Consider the following 20,063-nt stretch of genomic DNA (forward strand, 5'->3'; position numbering starts at 1 on the left):
GGGAATATAGGAAGATCCTCATCTGAGAGTACTGGACGAATTAGATCCCGCTAATATAGTTTCGGCGTTGTTCGACCTTCACTTCTTCATCCCGTTTGTCATAATGCTTATCCAAAACGTCTTGCCCGACATTCATTCTATCAGAGACGACCTTCTCAGGAACATCTTCGGTCAGAAAATGAGTTATTGAACCCCGACGGATATCGTGGGGGGAGACGTTGACCGGGCACTTGCTATAACCACTGTATTCACCTGCCTCACATTCATCGGGATCTCGACTCTTTGGACAATCGTCACCATAGTAACAGGGACGGGTGATTCGATAGATCGCATCTCGGATACTCGTATGATTCATACGGCCATTCCGACTCGTGAGAAGAGGCTCACGCCCATACTCGTCCTCCACGTCATGGCGGTTATGGTCTCTCCAATCCTCTATTGAGCGGCAAACCTCGGCACTCAGGGCAACTATACGCTCTCCTTCTTTCCCATTCTTGAGTGGCGTATCCGTCTCTGGTCGATGGCGGATCGTGAGCCGTTCAGCGTCTCCATCGTAGTCCTCAAGATCTAGAGAGCGAAGGGATCCAAGACGGATTCCCGTATGCCACAGGATTTCCATGATAACGTGCGCACGAGATGCGTGCTCGAATTTCCGCTGGTATTCAAGCAGAGATTGCGCCTGGTCGATATCCAATATGCTCTCGCTCTGTTCGTCGGTCTTGTTGAGTTGAGGCATCAGTGCCTCAAATTTCTCGTGGAGGTCTTGTTCGACTGCGTCGATGGATCCACACCAACGGATGAAGATGCGGAGGGCGTCGAGTTGCCCCCGAAGCGTGATCGGCTTCAGATCGCCATCGTCTCTCCGCCATGTCTTGAATCGTTGAAGATCGCGCCCAGAGAGGTTGTTCAGATTCTCGATCGCCTCAACGTCCTCGCACCATCGGATGAAGTGCTTGAGCCGATAGTGGTAGCCGTCGAGAGTCGATTGCGATACCTCCTGCTTTCGCGCTTCGAGATACATCTCTTTCGCCGCAGCCGGCGAAATGGGTTCGAGTTCTTCGCTCATTGGTTGTTCTCTGAAGCGCAGAAAGCGACAGAGAGAGCGAGTGAAATGGCCGATCTCGGAGAGCTGTCCCCCGTTCAAATCGGGGAGGCGGCATACCTTTTCGGCGCGATCCGCATTCGTCAGCTCCGACTGAAGAGCGAGCTGTCCCCCGTCCCCGCGAGCGAAGCGAGCGGGGAACAGTGAGACGACCGGAGGGAGTCTCACGCGTCTCAAATCGGGGAGGCGGCACACTCTGAACCCGTGAGCGGAGCGGTCGATCGTCTCGGCGAGTCAGATCGGGGAGAGGCGTCCTGACGTCACGCGATCGACTACGTCTTCTCGTCGTCCGCGTCCTCCTCGTCGGTCCCGATCGCGTTCTGGAGACGGTCGATGTCGGTGACCTTCTCCAGGTCGCCCATGGTGACGGGAGTCTGCTCGTCGGCGCGCTCGCCGCTCGCGACGCCGCTCGTGAGGATGCTTCGGACGCCCTCCTCGATGGACATGTCCACGTCCATGACGCGGTCGCGGGGGACGTGCGTCAGGAAGCCGCCCGTGACGGGGTTCGGCGCGAGCGGGATGAACAGCGTGACCATCTCGTCGTGGCCGGCCGCCTCGGCGACCGTCTCCGGCGACGTGCTCGTCTCGAAGCCGATGACGTGGACGTCGTCGCCGAAACACTGGACGAGCTTGATCTCCTGGAAGTTCTCGGCCTCGTTGTCGAGCATCACGTCGCCCATCCGCCGAAAGCTCTTGTAGACGGTCCCGATACCAGGGATCGACGCGAGCGCGAGGTCGACGACGTCTATCGCCTGCTCGCCGTACCGGTGGCGACCGACGGACCCGACGACGACGACGATCCCCAGCAGGACGCCGACGGCGATGATCTCCGTGAAGAAGTCGATGACGTAGCCGTAGACGTGTAACTCGATCAGCACGGAGACGAGGTCGGTCTCCCTGAACCACGCGATGACGCCGAACCACCTGAGCACCCGAATGAAGGGAGTCAGCGCGCTCGTGATGAAATCGAGGGCGATCGTCAGAACGTACAGCGAGATCACGAGGGGGACGATGATCGCGATCCCCGTCATCAGGACGTCGAGCGTCCCGCCGTAGAGCGATTCGACCGTGTCCCGCGCCGGCCGTGACGAGTCGTCGGAGGGGTCTGGAGTCGCCATCGTTCTTCTCACGAAAACCACCGTGAAAACAGTATCGCCCCTTCGAGACGCTCGACCGCACCGTCCCGCACCTCACGCCTCCCCAGCCTCGTTGCCGGGGCTCCGCCGACGGCTGCCAGAGGCACGGAGCGCCTCGCTGCGACTCCCTGCTCGCGGCTTCGCCGCTCGCTTATCGGGGTACTCACTTCGTTCGTACCTCGCCACGCTCGCAGCGTCCCTCGCGGGCTCCTCGCGCCCTCCGGGGGCTCGGAGGCGCAGGGCGAGAGCTTCGCTCTCGCGTGACGCCGGTGCTACGTGCCGGCGACGCCACCGCACGGCGGAGTCGCTCGTCGTTTTGGCTGTACTGGCCGAACATGGCCGCTCCCTCTCCGCGAGCTATTTCCCGGTGACGCGTCGCGCGAACTCGCGAAGTTCCCGATCGAACCGCTCCGGGGCCTCGAGGAACGGCGAGTGCCCGACGCCCTCGTAGATCGAGACCTCGCCGTCGGGGACGAGGTCGGCGTGCCGTTCGGCGGCCTTCGGGAGGACGACTCGGTCGGCGTCTCCGTGAACGAACAGCGCTGGGACGTCCAGACCGCGCAGCGTCTCGGCGTTCGCGCCGGTCCGCGCCTGGAGCGCCTCCCGAACTCGGGGGGGACACCGCGCGTTGTACCCGAGCATGCGGTGGTACTCCCGCGGCGGGACCGGTTCGGCGGTACAGATGTCGAGGAACGCTTCGAGGGCAGCCACGCTGGCCTCGGCGTCGCGGGTCTCGAGGTCGTCGAGCATCGCGGCGAACTCCTCGCCGGCGATCTCGCCGGCCGCGTCGGTTCCCTTCTCCGTGATCGCCCCGACGAAGACGGCCCCCGACACGTCCGCCGTCCCCTCGACGGCGAGGTAGTCGGCGACGACGAGTCCCCCGTACGACCACCCGACGAGGACCGGATCGTCGGTCGCCAGCTCCTCGATCACGGCGCGCAGATCCGCGGCCCACAGCTCCGGGTCGCGGTACGGGCCGTCGCCCGCGGGCTTTTCGGAGTCGCCGTGACCGCGCAGGTCGGGCGCGAGCAGACGGAACTCCTCGGTCAGTCCCCCGTCGAACTGTTCGTACCAGCAGAGCCGCGACTGCGAGTAGCCGTGAACGAGCAGGACCGTCGGCGCGTCCGGCGGTCCCGCGGCGTCGACGCGTAGCTCCGTCCCCTCGCCGCCGCCGACCGTGTGTGACTCCATGCCGAGGGATGTGCGTGCGGCGGTATATACGTTGGCGGCCGGCGGTCGATCGTGGGCTGCCGATGGTCGATCGTGGGCTGCCGGCGGACGCTGGCGACCGGTCCGCTACCCCCGCCGAGAGGCGTGACCGAACAGCAGCGGCGCGACGAGGAGGGTCACCGGGACGGCGATCCACACCTGTCCCGCGAGCACGTCGTACTGTCCGAGCGTCACCGAGACGGGCGTCCCCTCGACGTACCCGACGAGGAACTCGAATCCGACGGTCAGGACGGTCCAGCAGACGCCCACGGCCGCCAGCTCGGTCCGGCGGTAGTCGACCGACGTCGACCGGAAGAAGCCGTACGCGACGAGGAGGATCGCGGCGACGAGCAGGGCGGTACTGAGGAGGTGCGCGACGCGATGGCCGAGCCGCGACACGAGAACGACCTCCCTGAACCCGCCGTTGAGGACGGCGAGGACCGCCATGAGCGCCCAGACGGCGAGCGGCCGACGGAGCGCCCGGAGCCGTACGCCGCCCGGTCGCTCCTCGGTTCCTTGCGGGGTTCGCGAACGCATTCGGCTCCGTCTCTCCGCGCGATGAAAAAAGCGTGTCGGGAACGCCCGCCGGTACACGAGCAGAGAGACCGGGGACTCGCCCGCGTCAGGCCGCTTCGACGGCCTCGAGCAGCGCGTCGTAGTCGGGTTCGTTCGTCGGGTCGTCCGCGACCCACGCGTACGTCACGGTGCCCTCGTCGTCGAGGACGTACACCGCGCGGTTGGCGACGCCGTAGAGCCCGAGATCGGCGAGATCCATCGAGAGCCCGTACGCCTCGATCGTATCGCCGTCCATGTCGCTCACGAGGTCGAACGCGAGGTCGTACTCGTCGGCGAAGGCACCGAGCGAGAACGCGGAGTCGGCGCTGACTCCCAACAGGGTCGCGCCGGCCGCCTCGAAGTCGTCGTACCGCTCCTGGAGCGCCACCATCTCGTTGCTACACGGCGGCGTGAACGCGCCGGGGAAGAAGGCGAGGACGACCGGGCCGTCGCCGAGGTGTTCCTCGAGATCGAACGTCTCGTGGTCGGATCCCTTGTACGTCGCGGTGAACGTCGGTGCGGTGTCGCCGGTCGAGACCATACACGCGAAGGGAGGTCCGTGGCGTCCTAAAACCTGTCGTGGTCCCGTCGGCTCATCGGTTCTCCATCGTCTCTCGAGTGAAACGGTCGTTATACTCCGAGTGCTTATTCGACGGGTATCTCGTGAGAGACTGGGTTGATAAGAACGAGATCGTTGCTGGCGCGGTGAACTCCTCCAAAGCCCCAGTCGCGAGGAGGCCGTACGCTCGCTGTGCTCCTCGGTCACTCGTTTCACTCGCTCCCTGCGGTGCTTGCGTCGCCTACGGCCTCCTCGCGACTGCCCCTTTGAGTCCCACCCCGCACAGCCCCGCGACGCACCTCACGCCTCCCCAGCCTCGTCGCCGGCGGCTTCGCCGCCGGCTGCTAGAGGCGCGTAGCGCCTCGCTGCGGCTCCCTCCGCTTCGCTCCGCTCGCCGCGTCCCTCGCGGGCGGTTCGCGGGTGCTGTCGCACCCGCTCACCGGCGCGCCACCGCACCGCAGAATCGGTCGCTCCTTCGTCTCTATTGACCGAAGTGAGGACGGAACGCTCACGGATTCGTGATCCCGACCAAACCGGCGCGGCGGGTTCGGCCTGGCGGTCGATCGCCCGACTCAGGCGGTCGAACAGTCGCGTTCGATCACGATCTGCCGGCCGGGGTCGTCGTACTCGCCGTCGATCGGACTCTCCTGGTACACCCGGTAGACGGTCACCCGATCGACGGGCTCCTCGTGGATCTCCTGGGCTCGTTCACACACCCAGTCGGCGTAGCTCTCCGCGATGATCCCGTCCGGGCCGGCGCTGTTGACCGCCGACATGAACTTCCGGTGGCGGAAGTTCGGGTACTCGGCGGCCGGGTCCGGCGGCCGGTCGAAGGTGAGCTCCCCGCCGCCGAACGCGTTCCCCATGGAGCCGTTCGCGAAGTACGCCCGCGAGGAGTACCAGCTGTACGACTCCGTCGGATCGGGCGCGTACAGTCCCCACTTCTGTTGGTCGAGGTGCTCGTAATCGATCTGCTCCGGCACGTCGTACCCGCCGACGCTGATCGCGCTGAACACCAGGATCCACACCAGGACGAGAAGGCCCAGCACGGTCAGAAGCGACTTGGCGTACGCGACCGCGTAGTCGGACGCCTCCCCGTACCAGCCCTCCCGGTCGGGGTCGAGGACCCGCCGCTCGATCGGGGGTCGCCCGAGCGGCCCGAGCATCCCGAGCGCCGCCTCCTCGCTCGGGAGCCGTTCCCGCCACGAGGACGGCACGCGGCGGGCGAGCTCGTCCCAGAAGAGTCCCGGGAGGAACGGGAGCATGGCCGTCATCAATAACAGCGGGAACAGCCCGACCGCCATCGTCAACAGCATCCCGACGAACGCGCTGGTGTAGACGAAGGCGGCGACCATCCGGGCGCGGTCGACGGTCCCCAGGAGGAACAGCACGGACCCGGAGAGCAACACAACCCAGCCGTAGTTGAGCAGCGTCAGGAGCGCCGGGAAGTCGACGACGACCTTGCCGAGCGCGGTCGTCATCACGTCGTTGTGTAAGGCGATCATGAGGCCGTCGCCGGCGTACCACTCCTGTCCGGCGTGTTTCAGGATCGCGTTCGAGGTGAACACGACCACCGGCTGGACGAGAAGCGCCGCGGTCCCGAAGCTCGCGACGGTCTCCCTCGCCGACCCGCGCCGGAGCGCGTCGATCGACCAGCGCTCGCCGAGCGGCGTCACGAGCGCGACGGCCAACAGCACGCGGAACAGCCGGTCGCCGCCGTTGAGGACGGCGGGGTTCCGCGCCTGAAGCGAGAACAGGAGCAACAGCGAGACGAAGCCGACCAGCCGCGTCCGGTAGCCGAGGAGGAACGCGACGGCGAAGACGCCCGCGACGACGAACAACGCCCCCTGGAACCAGAGGTCCCCCGAGAGCGCGTGGAGCGAGACGCCGGTGTACTGGCCGTAGGTGGCCTCGTAGGCCGCCACCGGGTAGACGCCCGCGTCGGTGTAAAACAGCGCGAGGTCCTGCGACCGGTGGAGGAGGTCGACCAGGATCACGAGCGCGAGCGCGATCCGGACGGCCGCGAGCGACCGGGCGTCGACCTCGAACCGCCTGCGCACGCGGTCGCGAACCGATGACAGCCGTTCCCACGCTCGCGCGAGCGGGCTCCCGGCCGGAGCGGGCGTCTCGTCGCGGTCGGCCGACTCCTGGTGGCTGTCTACCGAGTCGTCGGGGTCGTTCGGGGACGGGGTGTCTCGTGACGGCATTCGGTCTCGACGGGGGTCGCCGCCGGCCTCCGGCGGGGACCCGTCCGATCGCATAATGCCTCGCGTAGACCGTATGTATATCTGTTGGGCCGCCGTCGCCGTCCCTCGGGACCGTCGTCAGCGGGTTTTCGGGCCGCTCGCACCGCTTCGCCGCGTCCGAACCCTTTTTGACCGGTCTTCGCCATCCGTTGGCATGGAACTCGATACGGTGACCGACGCGGTCGAGGACCGGCGCGAGGAGCTCACGGCGCTCGCCCGCGACATCTGGGAGCACCCGCAGACGGCCTTCGAGGAGACGTACGCGGCCGACCGACTGATCAGCGTCCTCGCGGAGCGCGGCTTCGACGTCGAGGTCGGCGTCGGCGACGTCGAGACCGCCTTCGTCGCCCGGTACGGCGAGGGGGACCCGGTCGTCGGCACGATGGGCGAGTTCGACGCGCTCCCCGGCCTCTCACAGCGCGTGAGCGCGACGAAGGAGCCGATCGAGGCGGGCGGAAACGGCCACGGCTGCGGCCACAACCTCTTCGGGGTCGGCTCGCTCGGGGCCGCGCTCGCGGTCGCCGACGCGATCGACGAGGGCCTCGAGGGCTCTGTCGTCTACGTCGGAACGCCCGCCGAGGAGGCCGGCGCGGGGAAGGTGTACATGGCTCGCGCGGGCGCGTTCGACGACATCGACGCGGTGGTCTCCTGGCATCCGGGCTGGTACAACGCGCCCACGAAGGGGTCGTGTCTGGCGGTCGACGGCTTCGAGGTGACCGTCCACGGCGAGTCCTCCCACGCCGCCGCCTCGCCCGAGGCCGGCCGGAGCGCGCTCGACGGTCTCCAGCTCCTCAACACGGCCGTCGAGTACATGCGCGAGCACGTCCCCGACCCGGTCCGGCTCCACTACGTGATCACCGAGGGCGGCGACGCGGCAAACGTCGTCCCGCCGGAGGCGACGGGCGAGTACCTCGTGCGCGCGCCGAGCCGCGACCTCGTCGACGAGGTCTCCGCGTGGTTCCGCAGGGCGGCGGAGGGCGCGGCGCTGATGGGCGACGTCGACGTCGAAGTCACCAAGATCAGCGGGATCTACGGCGTCCGACCGAACGAGACGCTCGGCGACGCCATCCGCGAGACGATGGGCGAGATCGGCGCGTTCTCCGTCGACGACCCGCTCGCCGACGACCTCCGCGAGTCGCTCGGCGACGTGTCGGGGCAGCTCGAGGAACTGGAGCCCGAACACCGCGACCGCGCCCGCGACTCGGCGTACTTCACCGAGCCGATCGACGCGCTCGACGCCGGCGAGGTCGGGTCGTACTCCACCGACTCCGGCGACGTGAGCCAGATCGTCCCGCTCGGCCGGATGACGACGGCGACGTGGCCCGTCGGGACGCCGCCACACTCCTGGCAGGCGGTGGCCGCAAGCGGCTCCACCGGCACGGAGGGAATGCTGTACGCCGCGAAGACGATCGGCGGGACGCTCCTCCGGCTGCTGGCCGACGAGGAGCTCCGCGCCGAGGTCGTCGCCGAGTTCGAGGAGCGCGGCGGCGCGGACGGGTACGAGTCGGCGATGCCGGACGACGCCGACCCCTACGAGCTGCTCGGCGTCGAGCGCCCCGACTTCGAGCCGACCTTCGAGGCCGAGCCGCCGGCTGCCGGCACCGCGGACGACGACTGAACGCCGCGCGCCGGAACGCCGCGCGCCGACTCACTCCCTGCGCCGACTCACTCCCTGCGCCGACTCACTCCCCGACGGTCGCGGCGACGATCCCGATCGTCTGACCGACGCCGACGACGGCGAGTCCCGCGGCGGTCCCGGTCGCCGTTCCCGAGACCGCGACGCCGACCGCCCCGGCGACACAGCAGGTCGCGCCGAGACCGTACGCGCGCCCGGCCCGCTCGACCCGCCGCCCGGTGTCCGCCAGCCCGGCCGCCGGGAGCAGGATCCACCCGTACAGCGCGACCGCGAGGAGCGGCTCCGCGGGGAGGGCGATCCGGCCGTCGAGCGCGAGGAAGCCGACGACGCCCGCGAGCGTCGCGGGCGTGCCCGCGAGGACGACGAGCCTCCAGACGCGGAGGGCACCCGACCCCATCTCGTCCCACGAGCCGACGAGAAACGCGACGAGCAGGGCGCTCATCACGACGTGGGCGACGAACAGCGCGTGCGTGCCGACGACCCCGAGGACCGCGCTCGCGGCCACGAGCCACGCGGCCGGCACCAGAATCGCGGGTCCGTTCTCCCGGAAGCTGGGAAACACGCCACCGGATCGGTCCCGCTCGAGTATAAACGTCCGCGTCTGACCGGGGCGCGGCGGGGAACCGACCGGTCCGTCGGTTCCCTCCGGCGAAACCGCTCGGACGGTCACCGGACGCGGTTGTTTTGACGAACATCGAAAACGATCGTCGAGTGACGGTCGTGTTAACTGTACACTCGCAAGTCTTATTCCCCCGACCGGCGTGTGTCTAAACGCAATGGCGACAGGAAAGGTTGATTTCTTCAACGACACTGGCGGCTACGGTTTCATTTCGACTGAGGACGAGGACGACGACGTGTTCTTCCACATGGAGGACGTTGGCGGTCCGGACCTCGAGGAGGGTCAGGAGCTCGAGTTCGACATCGAGTCCTCGCCCAAGGGTCCCCGCGCGACCAACGTCGTTCGGCAGTAAACCGGCTACCGAGGCGGGTCGTCCGGCTGACGCCGAACACGGCTCCGACACGCGAAAACGAGTTTTGTTCCCGCGGTGCGGACTCACGTCCGTCGCGGGCTGTTATCGACCGCGTAGCGGCGGCGACGAGCGGTTCCGTCGCCGTCGCTAGACGTGTTGGCCCCAGAGCCCCCGGCCCTTCGTCACCTCGACGTCGCCCTCGACGCGGGTCTGACACGCGAGCCGAACGTCGTGGCTGGGGTGGTGGGGCGGGAGCCAGAGTCGGGCCTTCTCCTTGCGGCCCGGCTCGCTGACTTCGCCGTCGACTTGAACCGCACAGGTCCCACACGAGCCGGTTCCGCGACAGTTGAACTGCTCCGACCTGCCGTTGTACACCGACAGTCCGGCCTCCTTCAACACGTCGCGCAAGACGGCACCCTCCTCGCACTCGATCTCCTCGCCCTGGTAGTACACGGTCGGCATGGTGCGTGATACCGTACGCGTCGAGGCCTCAAAGAGTCTGGTGTGCGTCGCGGATCACCCCGATCGACGCCGACGGCCCGTCTCGAACCCGAGACCGGCGTGTGCCGGGCGTCCGACGCCGACGGGGCGTTTTTTACCCTCGGCACCGCAGGGTGGTGTAATGGGACTCAGGTGTCTGCTCGGGCACGATTTCTCGGAGCCCGAACTAGAGCGCGAGCGCGAGGAGGACGGCGGGGAAGTCGTCACGACCGTCAGGGAGGTGAAGACCTGCGCTCGCTGCGGCGAGACGCAGGTCGTGAGCGAGAACACCGAGGTCACGACGATGGAACAGCTCACCGACCAGGCGACCGCCGGGGCGTCCCCGGCCGACACGACCGGCGCATCCGACGCGAGCGAGCGGGCGGAGACGCCCGGGTCGACCGGGCCGGCCGACGGGCCCGACGGACGCGGAACGCCCGCGGAGCCGTCGTCCCGCTCCGGCGGAGCGGACCGGAGCCCCGACATCGATTACGACGGCGTCGACGCGGCCGACCCCGACGCGGACGACGCGGAGATCCTCGAGGACGCCCCCGCCGAGGGCGAGGCGACGGTCGACGGGTCGGCGGACGACGCTCCGGTCGACGCCCCGGTCGACGCTCCGGTCGACGACTCCGCCCCCGGAGACGCCGCGGTCGCGGCGGACGACGAGGGCGCGGAGCTGATCGACGACGGCCCCGGTCCCGACGTCGACGCGGCCGACGCCGGGTCGGTCGACGCCGGGAGCGATGCCGCCGGGAGCGATGCCGCCGGGAGCGATGCCGCCGGGAGCGGTACCGACGAGGCTCCGCCGGATCCGGCCGACGCCTCCGACGCCGGTCCCGACCGTGACGGCGAAGACGCCCGCGACGACGGCGTGATCCTCGACGCGGACGACGCGGACGCAACCGACGCCGCGGACGACCGCGACCGCGGCGAGTGGCCGGAGGTCGAGGCGGACGACGACGATACGGCGTTCGAGACGACGCCCTGGCCCGAACAGCAGGCCGAAGACGAGGGGTTCGACGCCGAGGTCGGCGGGGACGGCGACAGCGGCGTCGAGTTCGGCGGTCTCACCCCGGAGGTCGCGGAGTCCGGTGCGGGCTCCGCGGACGCGGAGTACGTCGAGCCGGCGGAGCGCCGGTCATCAACCGGATCCGCGGGCGGCGTCGAAGGCGGTAGTGGACCGAACGAGCCCGCCGCCGAGGCGGCGGACGACGGCCCCGGATCCGGGATCACCCGCGAGGAGAGCCCCGAGTTGGAGCCGGAGGGTACGGGGACGACTCCGACGGAGTACTACTGTCCCGAGTGCGGCATGACCGTCGGGTCCGACGGCAGTTCGATGCGAGCGGGCGACATCTGTCCCGAGTGTAAACGAGGCTACGTCGCGGAACGCCCGCAGTAGTCGCCGGACCGGCGCGTTTCGACCTCCCTCTCACCGTTCCGTTTCTCGTCGTTTCGAGCCTCGAGCCCGGCGTGTGACGCCGGTTCTCCGTGACGAAACTGGTTTACGCGACCCTGTCGAACGGTCGCGGCATGAAGCAGTACAAGATGCGTCGCGGCGAGCATCTCGACGAGCGCATGCCGGATCTCAAAGGCTCCATCGAGGAGTACTTCGGCGAGGTCACCGGCACCGAGGAGTACGACGGCCACGAGCTGTACGTGGTCGAGGATCCCGAGAACCCCGTCTTCGAGCGGATCGTCGCCGGTGCGGCCGAGTACAGCGGCAAGAAGGACAAGCTCGCGGTCCACTTCGAGGAACGCCCGGCCGAGGAGGTCATCGCCGAGGGGAACGCCGACGCCGCCGCCGACGCGGTCGACGCGAAGAACTCCTTCCTGCTCGAGGCCACCGGCCGCGACGCGAAGTCCCGACGGGACTCGCTGAAACGCGAGGTCGAGGACGACGCCCCCGACTACTGACGTTCTCCCCCGACTCCCGACGCCTCCGCTCCCGTTCTCGCCGGCGACCGTCACCCCTCGAGCGACGCGGCCGTCTCGAGATCGTGTTTCCTCTCCGCCGCGGAGCCGTCTCTCTCGCTCTCACGGCCGATCCGTCGCGTCCGCCCTTGTCATGAATATTAATTCAATATTGAGTTAAAAATCAGCAGCTTTAAGCACGCCGGCCGACAACGGAAGGTATGAGCATCGAGACGATCCTGTTAGCGGTCGGAACCGAGGACGAGAAACGAACCGAGCGGCTCGCCGCGGAGGCGACGAGCGTCGCGAAGCCAACCGGGGCCACGGTCGTCCTCGCGCACGTGTTCGGCGACGACGAGTTCGCCGAGGTCCGGTCGAACCTCGGCGTCGACGCCGAGAGCGAGGGGTCGACCCCCGACGCGGTCGCGGAACGGCACACCACCACCAGATCCATCTCGAAGGCGCTCTCGGCGGCGGGCGTGAACCACGAGATCCGCGGCGCGGTCGGCGACCACGCCGACGAGATCGTCGCGCTGGCCGAGGAGACCGACGCCGACCGCGTCGTCGTCGGCGGTCGCCACCGCTCGCCGACCGGCAAGGCGGTCTTCGGCAGCGTCGCACAGGACGTGATCCTCTCCGCGCCGTGTCCGGTGACGTTCGTGCGCGAGGAGCCCGTCGAGTCGAAACGCCGCGTCGCGCCCTGACTCCGGTCTCGGGCGTTCCCTTTCGACGATCTACGTTCGACCGGTCGCGATCGACCGCGTCGCCCGAACCGTCCCGATTAAGTGGTAACGGGGCCCTCTTTCCGCCGATGGCTTACTACGTGGGCGTCGACCTCGGCGCGACGAACGTCCGCGCGGTCGTCGGCGACGAGACGGCGACCGTGCTCGGCTCCGACGCGCGCGGCACCCCCCGTGGCCCGACCGGCATCGCCGTCACCGAGGCGGTGTTGAGCGTCGTCCGAAACGCGTGCGCGGAGGCCGGCGTCGATCCGGACGCGGTCGCCGCCGCCGGGATCGGCTCCATCGGTCCGCTCGACCTCGCGGCCGGGGTCGTGTTGAACCCGGCGAACCTCCCGGACACCGTCGAGCGGATCCCGCTCGTCGGCCCGGTCTCGCGGCTGCTCGACACCGAGGAGGTCCACCTCCACAACGACACCAACGCGGGCGTGATCGGCGAGCGCTTCCACTCCGAGCGCAACCCCGACGACATGGTGTACCTCACCGTCTCCTCGGGGATCGGCGCGGGCGTCGCCGTCGACGGCAACGTCCTCTCGGGGTGGGACGGCAACGCGGGCGAGGTCGGCCACATGACCGTCGACCCGCACGGGTTCATGACCTGCGGGTGCGGCCTCGACGGCCACTGGGAGGGGTACTGCTCCGGCAACAACATCCCGAAGTACGCCCGCGAGCTCCACGAGGAGGACCCCATCGAGACCGCGCTCCCGATCGAGGACCCCGACTTCTCCGCGGTCGACGTCTTCGAGGCCGCCGGCTCGGACACCTTCGCCGACCACGTGATAGACCAGCTCGCCCACTGGAACGCGATGGGGGTCGCGAACGTGATCCACGCGTACGCCCCGCTCGTCGTCAGCGTCGGCGGCGCGGTCGCGCTCAACAATCCCGAGCGCGTCCTCGATCCGGTCCGCGAGAAGCTCGCGGAGATGGTGTTCATCAACGTCCCGGAGATCCGGCTCACCGAACTCGGCGACGACGTCGTCGTCAAGGGCGCGCTCGCGAGCGCGCTCACCGGCGGGACCGGCGACCGCTCGCGCGTCGAGTCGCCCCCGTAGGCGGACGATCTCCGGTTCCCCTCCCGATTACTCCTCGAACTCGTCCCGCTCGGGAGTCGCCTCCGGGCCGCGTCCGTCGCCCGTCGCGCCGCTCCCTCTCGCGTTCCGCGTCGCGAGGTACGCGTCTCGATACCGCCAGATCTTCCGGAGGAGGACGTAGCCGAACGCGCCTTGGAAGACGACGACGAACCCGAACAGCGCGAGGACCTGCGGGAGGCCGAACAGTCCCGAGGCGATCGCCGTCACCGGCCCCACGAGGGTGTTGTACAGCGCGTGGATCGTCGCCGCGATCACGAGTCCCTTGATCACGATCGGCCCGCGGTTCTCGGGGTTGAACTTCGCGAGCCCCAGGTAGTAGCCCGCGAAGGCCGAGTAGACGACGTGGCCGGGGCCGGCGAGCGCGCGAAGCGCGGCGATCCCGTCGCCCGCGCCGAGCGCCGCGAGGCCGAGCGAGAGCTCCGCGATGTCGACGCTCCGTGCGATGTACAGGAGGTTCTCGATGACGGCGAAGCCGAGCCCGGCGATCGCGCCGTACACCGCGCCGTCGATCACGGCGTCGAACCGCTCGTCGGTGTACGCGTACAGCCGCACCGCGAGCAGCTTCACCGTCTCCTCTATCGGACCGACGATGACGAAGAAGAAGAGGATCGTCCCGAGGAACCCGAGCGGTTCGAAGAGCGGGCGAGCCGCGCCGTTGAGGACCGCCGCGAACGTCGCGGTCAGTACGGACAACAGGAACGTCGCGACCAGAAGCGAGAGCGGCTCGCCGGTCGTGACGTCGGAGACGTACACGTACGCCGCGAGCCCGAGCGCGGGGACGGTCGACAGCGCCAGCAACACGGCGATGGCGGGATCGAAGATCAGTCCCACGCCGAAGGAGGCGAAGATGCTGAGGAGGATCACTCCGGCCAGCAGCACGAGGAGCGCCTTCGCCGAGCGCGTGAGAAGCCAGTACAACGCGACCGCGAGCCCGTCGAGGGAGGTGCGCTCCTCCCACGTGGCGACGTCGTAGAGGTCGCGGTCGCCGTCGTCGCCCCGCTCGACGGGGTCCGACCGTGAGTCCATGCGACGCAGTTCGGCTCCGCCCAACTTAATGGGTCGCCGTGGCGGTCAGTGTTGTCGCGGCGACGGGTGCCGGCGACCGCGCTCCCCGTCGTCGTCGAATTCCCTCGTCTCGCCGTCGTCGAATTCGCTTGCTCCCGTCGTCGTCCGGTCCGCCGGACACCGGAGGTTCAAGCGGTCGCGGCCGAAACCCCCGGACATGGACGCCGACGAACGACGCGAGAACGCGAGCGAGCGGCGAGCGAGTCGAGGTGTGCGGTCGTGAACGCGCGGGTCCGCGGGATCTACGCGACCGCGCTGACGCGACTCCTGCTCGAGGCCGACCACACGGTCGTCGACGCCTCGCCGCCGATCCGGCGACGCTTCGACGCGACGTTCCCCGCCGCCCCGCCCGACGCCGCGATCGAGACGACCGACGACCGCCAGGGCGTCGGCGTCGCCGGCGATCCCGACGCGGTCGCCGCGATCCGGGACCGCCTCGTCGACGTCGGGATCGACGCGCTCGCGTGGACCGATCCGACGCCCGTCGGGACCGTCCTTGACGGCGAGGTGGTGGAGACGCTCGGCGGCGGCGCGGTCCTCGAGTTGGCTGTCGGATCCGGCGGCGACTCCTCCCGGGACGAGACGGCCGCGGACGACGCCCCCGTTCCGGACGGCCCCGTCGAGGGGTATCTCCCGTACGGGAACGTCGACGCGCGGGTCGAAACCGGCGATCGGGTCCGAACCCAGGTGCGGTCGTCGGCCGCGCCCTGGGAGTCGCGTCGGCCGGAACTGGACGCGGCGCTCCGGGTCGGAACCGGCCTCGTCACCCTGGAGCCGGGCTCGGGGACCCGCGTCGACGTTCGCGACGACGAGGCGGCCCGCGAGCTGGCGGGGATGACCGAGCTCCTCGGGATCGAGCCGCCCGACGGGTGGCGCGCGGTCTGGGGGCCGGCCGCGCTCGACGCCGACGTGGACGACCTCGAGGCGGGGCTGGAACGCGCCGTGAGCGAGGCCGAGCGGCTCGCGGAGGCGGTCGGCGTCGGCGACGCGGACGACCGCGACGCCGGCGGTGTCGGCCTCCTCGCGGACTCCGCGGAGACGCGCGCCGAGCCGCTCGCCCGCCCGAACGCCGGCGCGTGGGTCTGGTTCGGCCGCGAGTCGCGCTTCGCGCTCGACGCAGTCCGCCGGAAGGTGACCGCGACGATGCCGGGCCACCACCGGATCAAGGCCGGCTCCGGGTCGGCGTCCGCCGGCGTCGACTTCGCGGAGGCGATCTGCGATCCGGATCCCGACGCCGACTTCCCCGTTTCCGCCGTTCGCGACGCCTTCGGCCCGACGGAGGGCGACCGGCTCCGGATCGAACACGGCAAGCCCGACGGCCGGCTGATCACCCTCGGCGAGGGAACGGTGACCGCGGTCGACGACGACGGATCGATCACCGTCGAGCGGGAGATGACGCCCGGCGGGGACTACGACGGGCTCGGCACCCGCCGTGAGGCCGGTGACGTGGCGACGACGAGCCTCAAGGAGGGTCGGTGGTGGTACCCCACCACCTACCGGGGCTCCGACGGGACGGTGAAGGGGACCTACGTCAACGTCTGTACCCCCGTCGAGGTCTTCCCGGACGCCGCCCGCTACGTCGACCTCCACGTCGACGTGATCAAACACCCCGACGGGACGGTCGAGCGCGTCGACGACGAGGTCCTCGGCGAGTCCGTCGCGGCCGGCCACGTCGACGAGGCGCTCGCCGAGAAGGCGCGGAGCGTGGCCTCGGCGCTGGAGAACGCGCTGTAGCCGGGGAGATCTCGAAACGCGTCCCGCTCAGAAGTGGTTCGAGGCGTCCGTCTCGTGGCGGAGCTCGCCGCCGCGGCCGCCCTCGACGGTCGAGGCCCCCTGGTCGCCGGAGGAGGGGACTCGGACCGTGACGTCGGTGACCGCCTCGAAGTCGGTGATGAGGTCGCGGCGGATGTTCTCGGCGGTGATGTTCGAGACGCCACAGCCCGCACAGCCGCCGCCGAGTTCGACGACGACCTCGCCGGTCTCCGGGTCGGCCTCGCGCACGACGCTCGTCCCGCCGTGCATCTGGATGATCGGCATCTGGCCGACCATCCACGTCTCGATCCGCTCCGCGAGGCTCTCGTCGCTCATTACCTCCCCTTCGCGCCCGAACCTTTGGAAGGTTGCGGTTTGGGAGTCGCTCGCATCGTCGAAACGAACTACCTCACCGTCGATGACCGGAGACTCGCGGGGGCCCTCGTCCGGCCTCACTCGTCCCGACCGTCCCGACTCGCCGGCGGGTCGGGTCCGCCGTCGCCCGGGTCCTCGCCGGCGTCCGGCCGCGCCGTCTCCTCCTCGGCCGACGGGGGTCCGTCCGCCGCCGCGCTCGGAAGCCGCGTCGGGTCCGCGTCGTCGCCGCCGTGAAGCGAGTCGTCGCGCTCGAGGAGGTACAGGAGCGGCCCCAACGCGACCACCACGAGGACGCCCGGGATCGGCGCGTCGGGGACGAGAAGCGCCGTGGCCGCCCCCGTTCCCCCGGCGAGCAGAACGAGACCGGCCCACAGCGCCGGCGATCCCGTCTCGACGCCGACCCGCGTCGCGTCGCGGTGGACGAGCGCGGCCGCCAGCGCGAGGAGGAGCCCGCCGGCGACGGCTGCCAGTGACATGGAGCGGGTACGGGGGAGACGAAAAAAAGGGTGTCGCGAGCGCGCCGTCGCCGAAGGGGATCGGGGGTCGTCGCCGGAGGGTCAGGGGGCCTCGCCGGTCTCGATGGTGAAGGAGTCGCGGGGGTACGCGACGCAAGTGAGCGTGTAGCCGTCCCCGAGTTCGTCCTCGTCGAGCATCTGCTGGTTGTCGTGTTCGACGAAGTCCTCGGAGGGGCCGTCCGTGATGTGTCCGGCACACGAGACGCACTGTCCCTGCCGGCAGGCGTACGGGAGGTCCCATCCCTGCTCTTCGCCCTGATCGAGGATCGGCTCGTTGTTCGCCAGTTCGACCGTCTCGCCCTGCTTCGCGAACTCGACCTCGAAGTACTCGATCTCGTCCTCGGGGATGTCGCCGGGGCCGGCGCTCGCCGAGCCGCCCTCCTCGAGTTCGCCCTCGCCGCCCTCGCCGCTCGCCGGGATCGCGCCGCCGCCACCGCCGCCCGCGCCGATCGCGCGGTTGCCGGGCTCGGGGAAGCCGGGATCCGGGAGGGACTCGGCGCGCCGTTCGACGATCTCGTCGGAGATGTCCTCGGTGGGTTCCCACCCCGTCCCCTTCAGCGTACTGACGAGAACGACCGTCAGCGTCGCGATCGCTGCGAGCGCGATCGGCAGTGGGTCAAGCATACCGACGACTATGGAGAGGTGGTTTAATACCGTTTTGATCGGGCCAACGCTCCGGGAATTCACCCCGCGGATCGGGGCGACGTGGCCCCGCGAACCGGCGTCGTCCGCCCTCCCGCGAACCGCGTCGTGTGGCACCCGAGAACCGCGTCGCGTGCCACTCCGCTGAGCAGTACCGCGTGGCGTCCGCAGTGCCGGCGTGCGAACGCGGAACGGGTCCTTTATCGGCGCGCCGGTCGATCGGGCGGTCATGCAGGTGAAATCCCGTCACCACCTCCGAAGCGACGAGATCGCGGCGATCCGCGAGGCGGTCGCCGACCACCTCGGCGTCGACGTCGACGGAGAGACGTTCGAGCTCGTCGAGTTCGTCGACGCGAACTACGAGCTGGTGCTCGTCGACGGCGAGCCGGCGGTCTTCTACGTCGACGACGACGAGCCGTTCCTCACCGTCCGGGGGGCGAACGACTACGAGCCCGAGACGGGCGTCGTCACCGTCGACGCGGGCGCGATCTCGTTCGTCTCCGACGGCGCGGACGTGATGCGGCCGGGCATCGTCGAGGCGGACGCGGCGATCCGCGAGGGCGACCTCGTCGTGATCGCGGAGGAGACCCACGGGAAGGTGCTCGCGGTCGGCCGCGCGATGGTCGACGGCGACGAGATGGTCGGCGACAGCGGGAAGGTCGTCTCCTCGATCCACCACGTCGGCGACGAGCTCTACGAGTTCTCGGCGTGAGGGCCCCGTTCGGGATCGATCACTCGGCCGTCGCCGTACGATAGACGGCGGCACCGGACACGAGCGCGATCGCCAACCCGGCACCCGCCCCCATCGTGAGTCCGGTCGAGACCTCGCCGCCCATGACCCGTGCCATCACGATCCCCCACCCGGCACCGATGCCGACGCCGATCCCGATCCCCGCGCCGATGGCTCTCGAGCGGATCGCGTCCTCGGTCGCGCTCATACCGTCTCCCTGTCGTTCTCACGCGTATCAAGGTTCGGACGGACGAGTCTCGGACTTTCGGTCCGTGCTGACCGCTCACCGTCCGGTGAGAGACGTTCCAGACAAGCCACGTGTCTCGATCGAGACCGCGTCGACGAAACGGGAGCGTCGCCTCAGTCCTCGAGCTCGAAGGCGATCTCGACTTCGGCCTGGTACTCCCGTTCCGGCGCGTTCTTGATCTCCACGCCGAACTCCTGTACTTCTGCCCAGTAGACGTTATCCAGGGTGTCCTCGGCTCGGTCGATCGCCTCGTCCGCGGCGGCGTCGAAGCTCTCCTCGCTCGTTCCGATCAGCGTGATCTTCTTGAACACCATGCGTGCCGGTTGATCGCACGCCATTATAAAACCGTCCGCGGATCGTGGGTCGATCGCCGGACCGCCGGCTCCGTTCAGGGGCTCCCCGGCGCTCCCTCCATCACGGAGAAGTCGTCGCCGTCGGGGTCGACGCCGATCACCGCCCAGTCGTAGGGGGGCTTCAGCGACGTGAGCCGCTCCTGGAGGTCGTCGGCGTTCGTCCGCCACGTGACGAAACAACGGAGTCGCGGCGTCTCCCCACCGTCCGTGAGATACGGGCCCAGATCGTCGTCCTCCATACACAGCGCCGTGACGAGGACGCGTCGCCACTTTCGCTCCGCGACGAACTCGCGTCCGCCCTCGGAGACGCTGTATCCGAGCTCACGAAAGACGTCTCTGGCCTCCGTCGTCGGTGGGATGCTCGCAGTGGCCATCGATCCGACCGTTGATCGGGATCCGTGATAAACTTTCTCACGGTTCTCGGGATCGCACATCCCCGCGTTCGCCCCGCACGCGCCGGCTCGTGCGACTCACTCGTGGGCGGCGTCCCACTCGTCCGGCTTCCGGAGGTTGCCGCAGTCGGTACACTGGATCCGCCCCATCGTGTCCATCGCCGTGTCGAGCGAGCCGCAGTTCCCGCACGCGAACCCCCACCGATCGGCGGCGTCCGCGTCCGTGTAGACGAGGTAGAAGGGCCCCTCCGCCCCGCGTTCGGCGCGCGTTCGGTCGATGTACACCCGCTCGCCGTCCGCGGTCGTCGACGCGTCGAGTTCCATACCGTACGGTACTCGGTCGAGCGACTTAA

24 protein-coding genes are annotated in these 20,063 nt (G+C 69.1%); 8 read left to right on the forward strand and 16 right to left on the reverse strand.

The window, feature by feature from the left end:
* Positions 1 to 40: 40 nt before the first annotated feature.
* The 6 genes from AXA68_RS04105 to AXA68_RS04130 all read right to left on the reverse strand — a co-directional run bounded on the left by AXA68_RS04105 (position 41) and on the right by AXA68_RS04130 (position 6,768).
* The gene (locus tag AXA68_RS04105; protein WP_066413177.1) at positions 41 to 1,066 is read right to left on the reverse strand and encodes a tyrosine-type recombinase/integrase; all 1,026 of its coding nucleotides are present in this window, start codon (positions 1,064 to 1,066) and stop codon (positions 41 to 43) included.
* A gap of 308 nt (positions 1,067 to 1,374) precedes the next feature.
* On the reverse strand, positions 1,375 to 2,220 hold the full coding sequence (locus AXA68_RS04110) for a DUF502 domain-containing protein (RefSeq protein ID WP_066413178.1): 846 nt from the start codon (positions 2,218 to 2,220) through the stop codon (positions 1,375 to 1,377).
* Positions 2,221 to 2,595: 375 nt separating this feature from the next.
* Positions 2,596 to 3,429, reverse strand: a complete 834-nt coding sequence (locus AXA68_RS04115) for an alpha/beta fold hydrolase (protein WP_066413183.1) — start codon at positions 3,427 to 3,429, stop codon at positions 2,596 to 2,598.
* A 105-nt stretch (positions 3,430 to 3,534) separates the two neighbouring features.
* Entirely contained in the window at positions 3,535 to 3,984 is a 450-nt protein-coding gene (locus AXA68_RS04120; protein ID WP_066413185.1) for a hypothetical protein, read from the reverse strand.
* 85 nt (positions 3,985 to 4,069) lie between these two features.
* Positions 4,070 to 4,543, reverse strand: coding sequence for a redoxin domain-containing protein (locus tag AXA68_RS04125; RefSeq protein ID WP_066413188.1), 474 nt, complete (start codon positions 4,541 to 4,543; stop codon positions 4,070 to 4,072).
* A gap of 590 nt (positions 4,544 to 5,133) precedes the next feature.
* Positions 5,134 to 6,768, reverse strand: coding sequence for an HTTM domain-containing protein (locus AXA68_RS04130; RefSeq protein ID WP_157884780.1), 1,635 nt, complete (start codon positions 6,766 to 6,768; stop codon positions 5,134 to 5,136).
* A 193-nt stretch (positions 6,769 to 6,961) separates the two neighbouring features.
* Here AXA68_RS04130 and AXA68_RS04135 point away from each other — a divergent pair, with 193 nt between their 5' ends.
* On the forward strand, positions 6,962 to 8,425 hold the full coding sequence (locus tag AXA68_RS04135) for an amidohydrolase (RefSeq protein WP_080505151.1): 1,464 nt from the start codon (positions 6,962 to 6,964) through the stop codon (positions 8,423 to 8,425).
* Between the two features lie 64 nt (positions 8,426 to 8,489).
* Here the strand turns inward: AXA68_RS04135 and AXA68_RS04140 are convergent, their stop codons facing one another.
* Positions 8,490 to 9,005 carry a hypothetical protein gene (locus AXA68_RS04140; protein ID WP_106388644.1) on the reverse strand — a complete coding sequence of 172 codons (516 nt, stop codon included), beginning with the start codon at positions 9,003 to 9,005 and terminating at the stop codon, positions 8,490 to 8,492.
* Positions 9,006 to 9,219: 214 nt separating this feature from the next.
* On the opposite strand from AXA68_RS04140, the gene AXA68_RS04145 reads away from it, so the two are divergent.
* Positions 9,220 to 9,414 carry a cold-shock protein gene (locus AXA68_RS04145; RefSeq protein WP_023499165.1) on the forward strand — a complete coding sequence of 65 codons (195 nt, stop codon included), beginning with the start codon at positions 9,220 to 9,222 and terminating at the stop codon, positions 9,412 to 9,414.
* A 147-nt stretch (positions 9,415 to 9,561) separates the two neighbouring features.
* Here AXA68_RS04145 and AXA68_RS04150 read toward each other — a convergent pair whose 3' ends face one another.
* Positions 9,562 to 9,876: a 2Fe-2S iron-sulfur cluster-binding protein gene (locus AXA68_RS04150; RefSeq protein ID WP_066413190.1), complete on the reverse strand. Its 315-nt coding sequence runs from the start codon at positions 9,874 to 9,876 to the stop codon at positions 9,562 to 9,564.
* Positions 9,877 to 10,036: 160 nt separating this feature from the next.
* Here AXA68_RS04150 and AXA68_RS04155 point away from each other — a divergent pair, with 160 nt between their 5' ends.
* The 4 genes from AXA68_RS04155 to AXA68_RS04170 all read left to right on the forward strand — a co-directional run bounded on the left by AXA68_RS04155 (position 10,037) and on the right by AXA68_RS04170 (position 13,600).
* Positions 10,037 to 11,296: a DUF7093 family protein gene (locus AXA68_RS04155; protein ID WP_066413192.1), complete on the forward strand. Its 1,260-nt coding sequence runs from the start codon at positions 10,037 to 10,039 to the stop codon at positions 11,294 to 11,296.
* Between the two features lie 131 nt (positions 11,297 to 11,427).
* Positions 11,428 to 11,811 carry a DUF5611 family protein gene (locus AXA68_RS04160; protein ID WP_066413194.1) on the forward strand — a complete coding sequence of 128 codons (384 nt, stop codon included), beginning with the start codon at positions 11,428 to 11,430 and terminating at the stop codon, positions 11,809 to 11,811.
* Between the two features lie 218 nt (positions 11,812 to 12,029).
* Entirely contained in the window at positions 12,030 to 12,512 is a 483-nt protein-coding gene (locus AXA68_RS04165) for a universal stress protein (protein ID WP_066413196.1), read from the forward strand.
* A gap of 107 nt (positions 12,513 to 12,619) precedes the next feature.
* Positions 12,620 to 13,600: an ROK family protein gene (locus AXA68_RS04170; protein ID WP_066413199.1), complete on the forward strand. Its 981-nt coding sequence runs from the start codon at positions 12,620 to 12,622 to the stop codon at positions 13,598 to 13,600.
* Between the two features lie 27 nt (positions 13,601 to 13,627).
* On the opposite strand, the gene AXA68_RS04175 is transcribed toward AXA68_RS04170, so the two are convergent.
* Positions 13,628 to 14,665 carry a PrsW family intramembrane metalloprotease gene (locus AXA68_RS04175; RefSeq protein ID WP_066413201.1) on the reverse strand — a complete coding sequence of 346 codons (1,038 nt, stop codon included), beginning with the start codon at positions 14,663 to 14,665 and terminating at the stop codon, positions 13,628 to 13,630.
* 258 nt (positions 14,666 to 14,923) lie between these two features.
* Between AXA68_RS04175 and AXA68_RS04180 the strand changes: the two genes are divergently transcribed.
* On the forward strand, positions 14,924 to 16,438 hold the full coding sequence (locus tag AXA68_RS04180) for a DUF402 domain-containing protein (RefSeq protein ID WP_066413203.1): 1,515 nt from the start codon (positions 14,924 to 14,926) through the stop codon (positions 16,436 to 16,438).
* Positions 16,439 to 16,465: 27 nt separating this feature from the next.
* Here AXA68_RS04180 and AXA68_RS04185 read toward each other — a convergent pair whose 3' ends face one another.
* From AXA68_RS04185 to AXA68_RS04195, 3 genes are all read right to left on the reverse strand, one after another.
* Positions 16,466 to 16,792 carry a NifU family protein gene (locus tag AXA68_RS04185; RefSeq protein WP_066413205.1) on the reverse strand — a complete coding sequence of 109 codons (327 nt, stop codon included), beginning with the start codon at positions 16,790 to 16,792 and terminating at the stop codon, positions 16,466 to 16,468.
* A gap of 116 nt (positions 16,793 to 16,908) precedes the next feature.
* Complete coding sequence (locus tag AXA68_RS04190) at positions 16,909 to 17,307, reverse strand: hypothetical protein (RefSeq protein WP_080505152.1); 399 nt, start codon at positions 17,305 to 17,307, stop codon at positions 16,909 to 16,911.
* Between the two features lie 81 nt (positions 17,308 to 17,388).
* On the reverse strand, positions 17,389 to 17,970 hold the full coding sequence (locus tag AXA68_RS04195) for a 2Fe-2S iron-sulfur cluster-binding protein (RefSeq protein WP_066413207.1): 582 nt from the start codon (positions 17,968 to 17,970) through the stop codon (positions 17,389 to 17,391).
* Between the two features lie 247 nt (positions 17,971 to 18,217).
* Here AXA68_RS04195 and AXA68_RS04200 point away from each other — a divergent pair, with 247 nt between their 5' ends.
* Complete coding sequence (locus tag AXA68_RS04200; RefSeq protein WP_066413211.1) at positions 18,218 to 18,700, forward strand: RNA-binding protein; 483 nt, start codon at positions 18,218 to 18,220, stop codon at positions 18,698 to 18,700.
* A 19-nt stretch (positions 18,701 to 18,719) separates the two neighbouring features.
* On the opposite strand, the gene AXA68_RS04205 is transcribed toward AXA68_RS04200, so the two are convergent.
* The 4 genes from AXA68_RS04205 to AXA68_RS04220 form a co-directional block, all read right to left on the reverse strand.
* Complete coding sequence (locus AXA68_RS04205) at positions 18,720 to 18,926, reverse strand: hypothetical protein (protein ID WP_066413214.1); 207 nt, start codon at positions 18,924 to 18,926, stop codon at positions 18,720 to 18,722.
* 152 nt (positions 18,927 to 19,078) lie between these two features.
* Positions 19,079 to 19,279, reverse strand: a complete 201-nt coding sequence (locus tag AXA68_RS04210; RefSeq protein ID WP_066413217.1) for a dodecin — start codon at positions 19,277 to 19,279, stop codon at positions 19,079 to 19,081.
* 74 nt (positions 19,280 to 19,353) lie between these two features.
* A complete protein-coding gene (locus AXA68_RS04215) occupies positions 19,354 to 19,692 on the reverse strand; it encodes a DUF7116 family protein (RefSeq protein WP_066413219.1) in 339 nt (112 codons plus the stop codon).
* A 96-nt stretch (positions 19,693 to 19,788) separates the two neighbouring features.
* Positions 19,789 to 20,034 (reverse strand): DUF5816 domain-containing protein, encoded by a 246-nt coding sequence (locus AXA68_RS04220; RefSeq protein WP_066413221.1) that lies wholly within the window; start codon positions 20,032 to 20,034, stop codon positions 19,789 to 19,791.
* Positions 20,035 to 20,063: the final 29 nt, after the last annotated feature.

Origin of the sequence: Halorubrum aethiopicum (assembly GCF_001542905.1) — an archaeon.
Classification (GTDB): domain Archaea; phylum Halobacteriota; class Halobacteria; order Halobacteriales; family Haloferacaceae; genus Halorubrum; species Halorubrum aethiopicum.

Coding starts and splice junctions, on each gene's coding strand:
- AXA68_RS04105 (WP_066413177.1), bottom strand. CDS start 1,066: ATGAGCGAAGAACTCGAACCCATTTCGCCGGCTGCGGCGAAAGAGATG.
- AXA68_RS04110 (WP_066413178.1), bottom strand. CDS start 2,220: ATGGCGACTCCAGACCCCTCCGACGACTCGTCACGGCCGGCGCGGGAC.
- AXA68_RS04115 (WP_066413183.1), bottom strand. CDS start 3,429: ATGGAGTCACACACGGTCGGCGGCGGCGAGGGGACGGAGCTACGCGTC.
- AXA68_RS04120 (WP_066413185.1), bottom strand. CDS start 3,984: ATGCGTTCGCGAACCCCGCAAGGAACCGAGGAGCGACCGGGCGGCGTA.
- AXA68_RS04125 (WP_066413188.1), bottom strand. CDS start 4,543: ATGGTCTCGACCGGCGACACCGCACCGACGTTCACCGCGACGTACAAG.
- AXA68_RS04130 (WP_157884780.1), bottom strand. CDS start 6,768: ATGCCGTCACGAGACACCCCGTCCCCGAACGACCCCGACGACTCGGTA.
- AXA68_RS04135 (WP_080505151.1), top strand. CDS start 6,962: ATGGAACTCGATACGGTGACCGACGCGGTCGAGGACCGGCGCGAGGAG.
- AXA68_RS04145 (WP_023499165.1), top strand. CDS start 9,220: ATGGCGACAGGAAAGGTTGATTTCTTCAACGACACTGGCGGCTACGGT.
- AXA68_RS04150 (WP_066413190.1), bottom strand. CDS start 9,876: ATGCCGACCGTGTACTACCAGGGCGAGGAGATCGAGTGCGAGGAGGGT.
- AXA68_RS04155 (WP_066413192.1), top strand. CDS start 10,037: ATGGGACTCAGGTGTCTGCTCGGGCACGATTTCTCGGAGCCCGAACTA.
- AXA68_RS04160 (WP_066413194.1), top strand. CDS start 11,428: ATGAAGCAGTACAAGATGCGTCGCGGCGAGCATCTCGACGAGCGCATG.
- AXA68_RS04165 (WP_066413196.1), top strand. CDS start 12,030: ATGAGCATCGAGACGATCCTGTTAGCGGTCGGAACCGAGGACGAGAAA.
- AXA68_RS04170 (WP_066413199.1), top strand. CDS start 12,620: ATGGCTTACTACGTGGGCGTCGACCTCGGCGCGACGAACGTCCGCGCG.
- AXA68_RS04175 (WP_066413201.1), bottom strand. CDS start 14,665: ATGGACTCACGGTCGGACCCCGTCGAGCGGGGCGACGACGGCGACCGC.
- AXA68_RS04185 (WP_066413205.1), bottom strand. CDS start 16,792: ATGAGCGACGAGAGCCTCGCGGAGCGGATCGAGACGTGGATGGTCGGC.
- AXA68_RS04190 (WP_080505152.1), bottom strand. CDS start 17,307: ATGTCACTGGCAGCCGTCGCCGGCGGGCTCCTCCTCGCGCTGGCGGCC.
- AXA68_RS04195 (WP_066413207.1), bottom strand. CDS start 17,970: ATGCTTGACCCACTGCCGATCGCGCTCGCAGCGATCGCGACGCTGACG.
- AXA68_RS04200 (WP_066413211.1), top strand. CDS start 18,218: ATGCAGGTGAAATCCCGTCACCACCTCCGAAGCGACGAGATCGCGGCG.
- AXA68_RS04205 (WP_066413214.1), bottom strand. CDS start 18,926: ATGAGCGCGACCGAGGACGCGATCCGCTCGAGAGCCATCGGCGCGGGG.
- AXA68_RS04210 (WP_066413217.1), bottom strand. CDS start 19,279: ATGGTGTTCAAGAAGATCACGCTGATCGGAACGAGCGAGGAGAGCTTC.
- AXA68_RS04215 (WP_066413219.1), bottom strand. CDS start 19,692: ATGGCCACTGCGAGCATCCCACCGACGACGGAGGCCAGAGACGTCTTT.
- AXA68_RS04220 (WP_066413221.1), bottom strand. CDS start 20,034: ATGGAACTCGACGCGTCGACGACCGCGGACGGCGAGCGGGTGTACATC.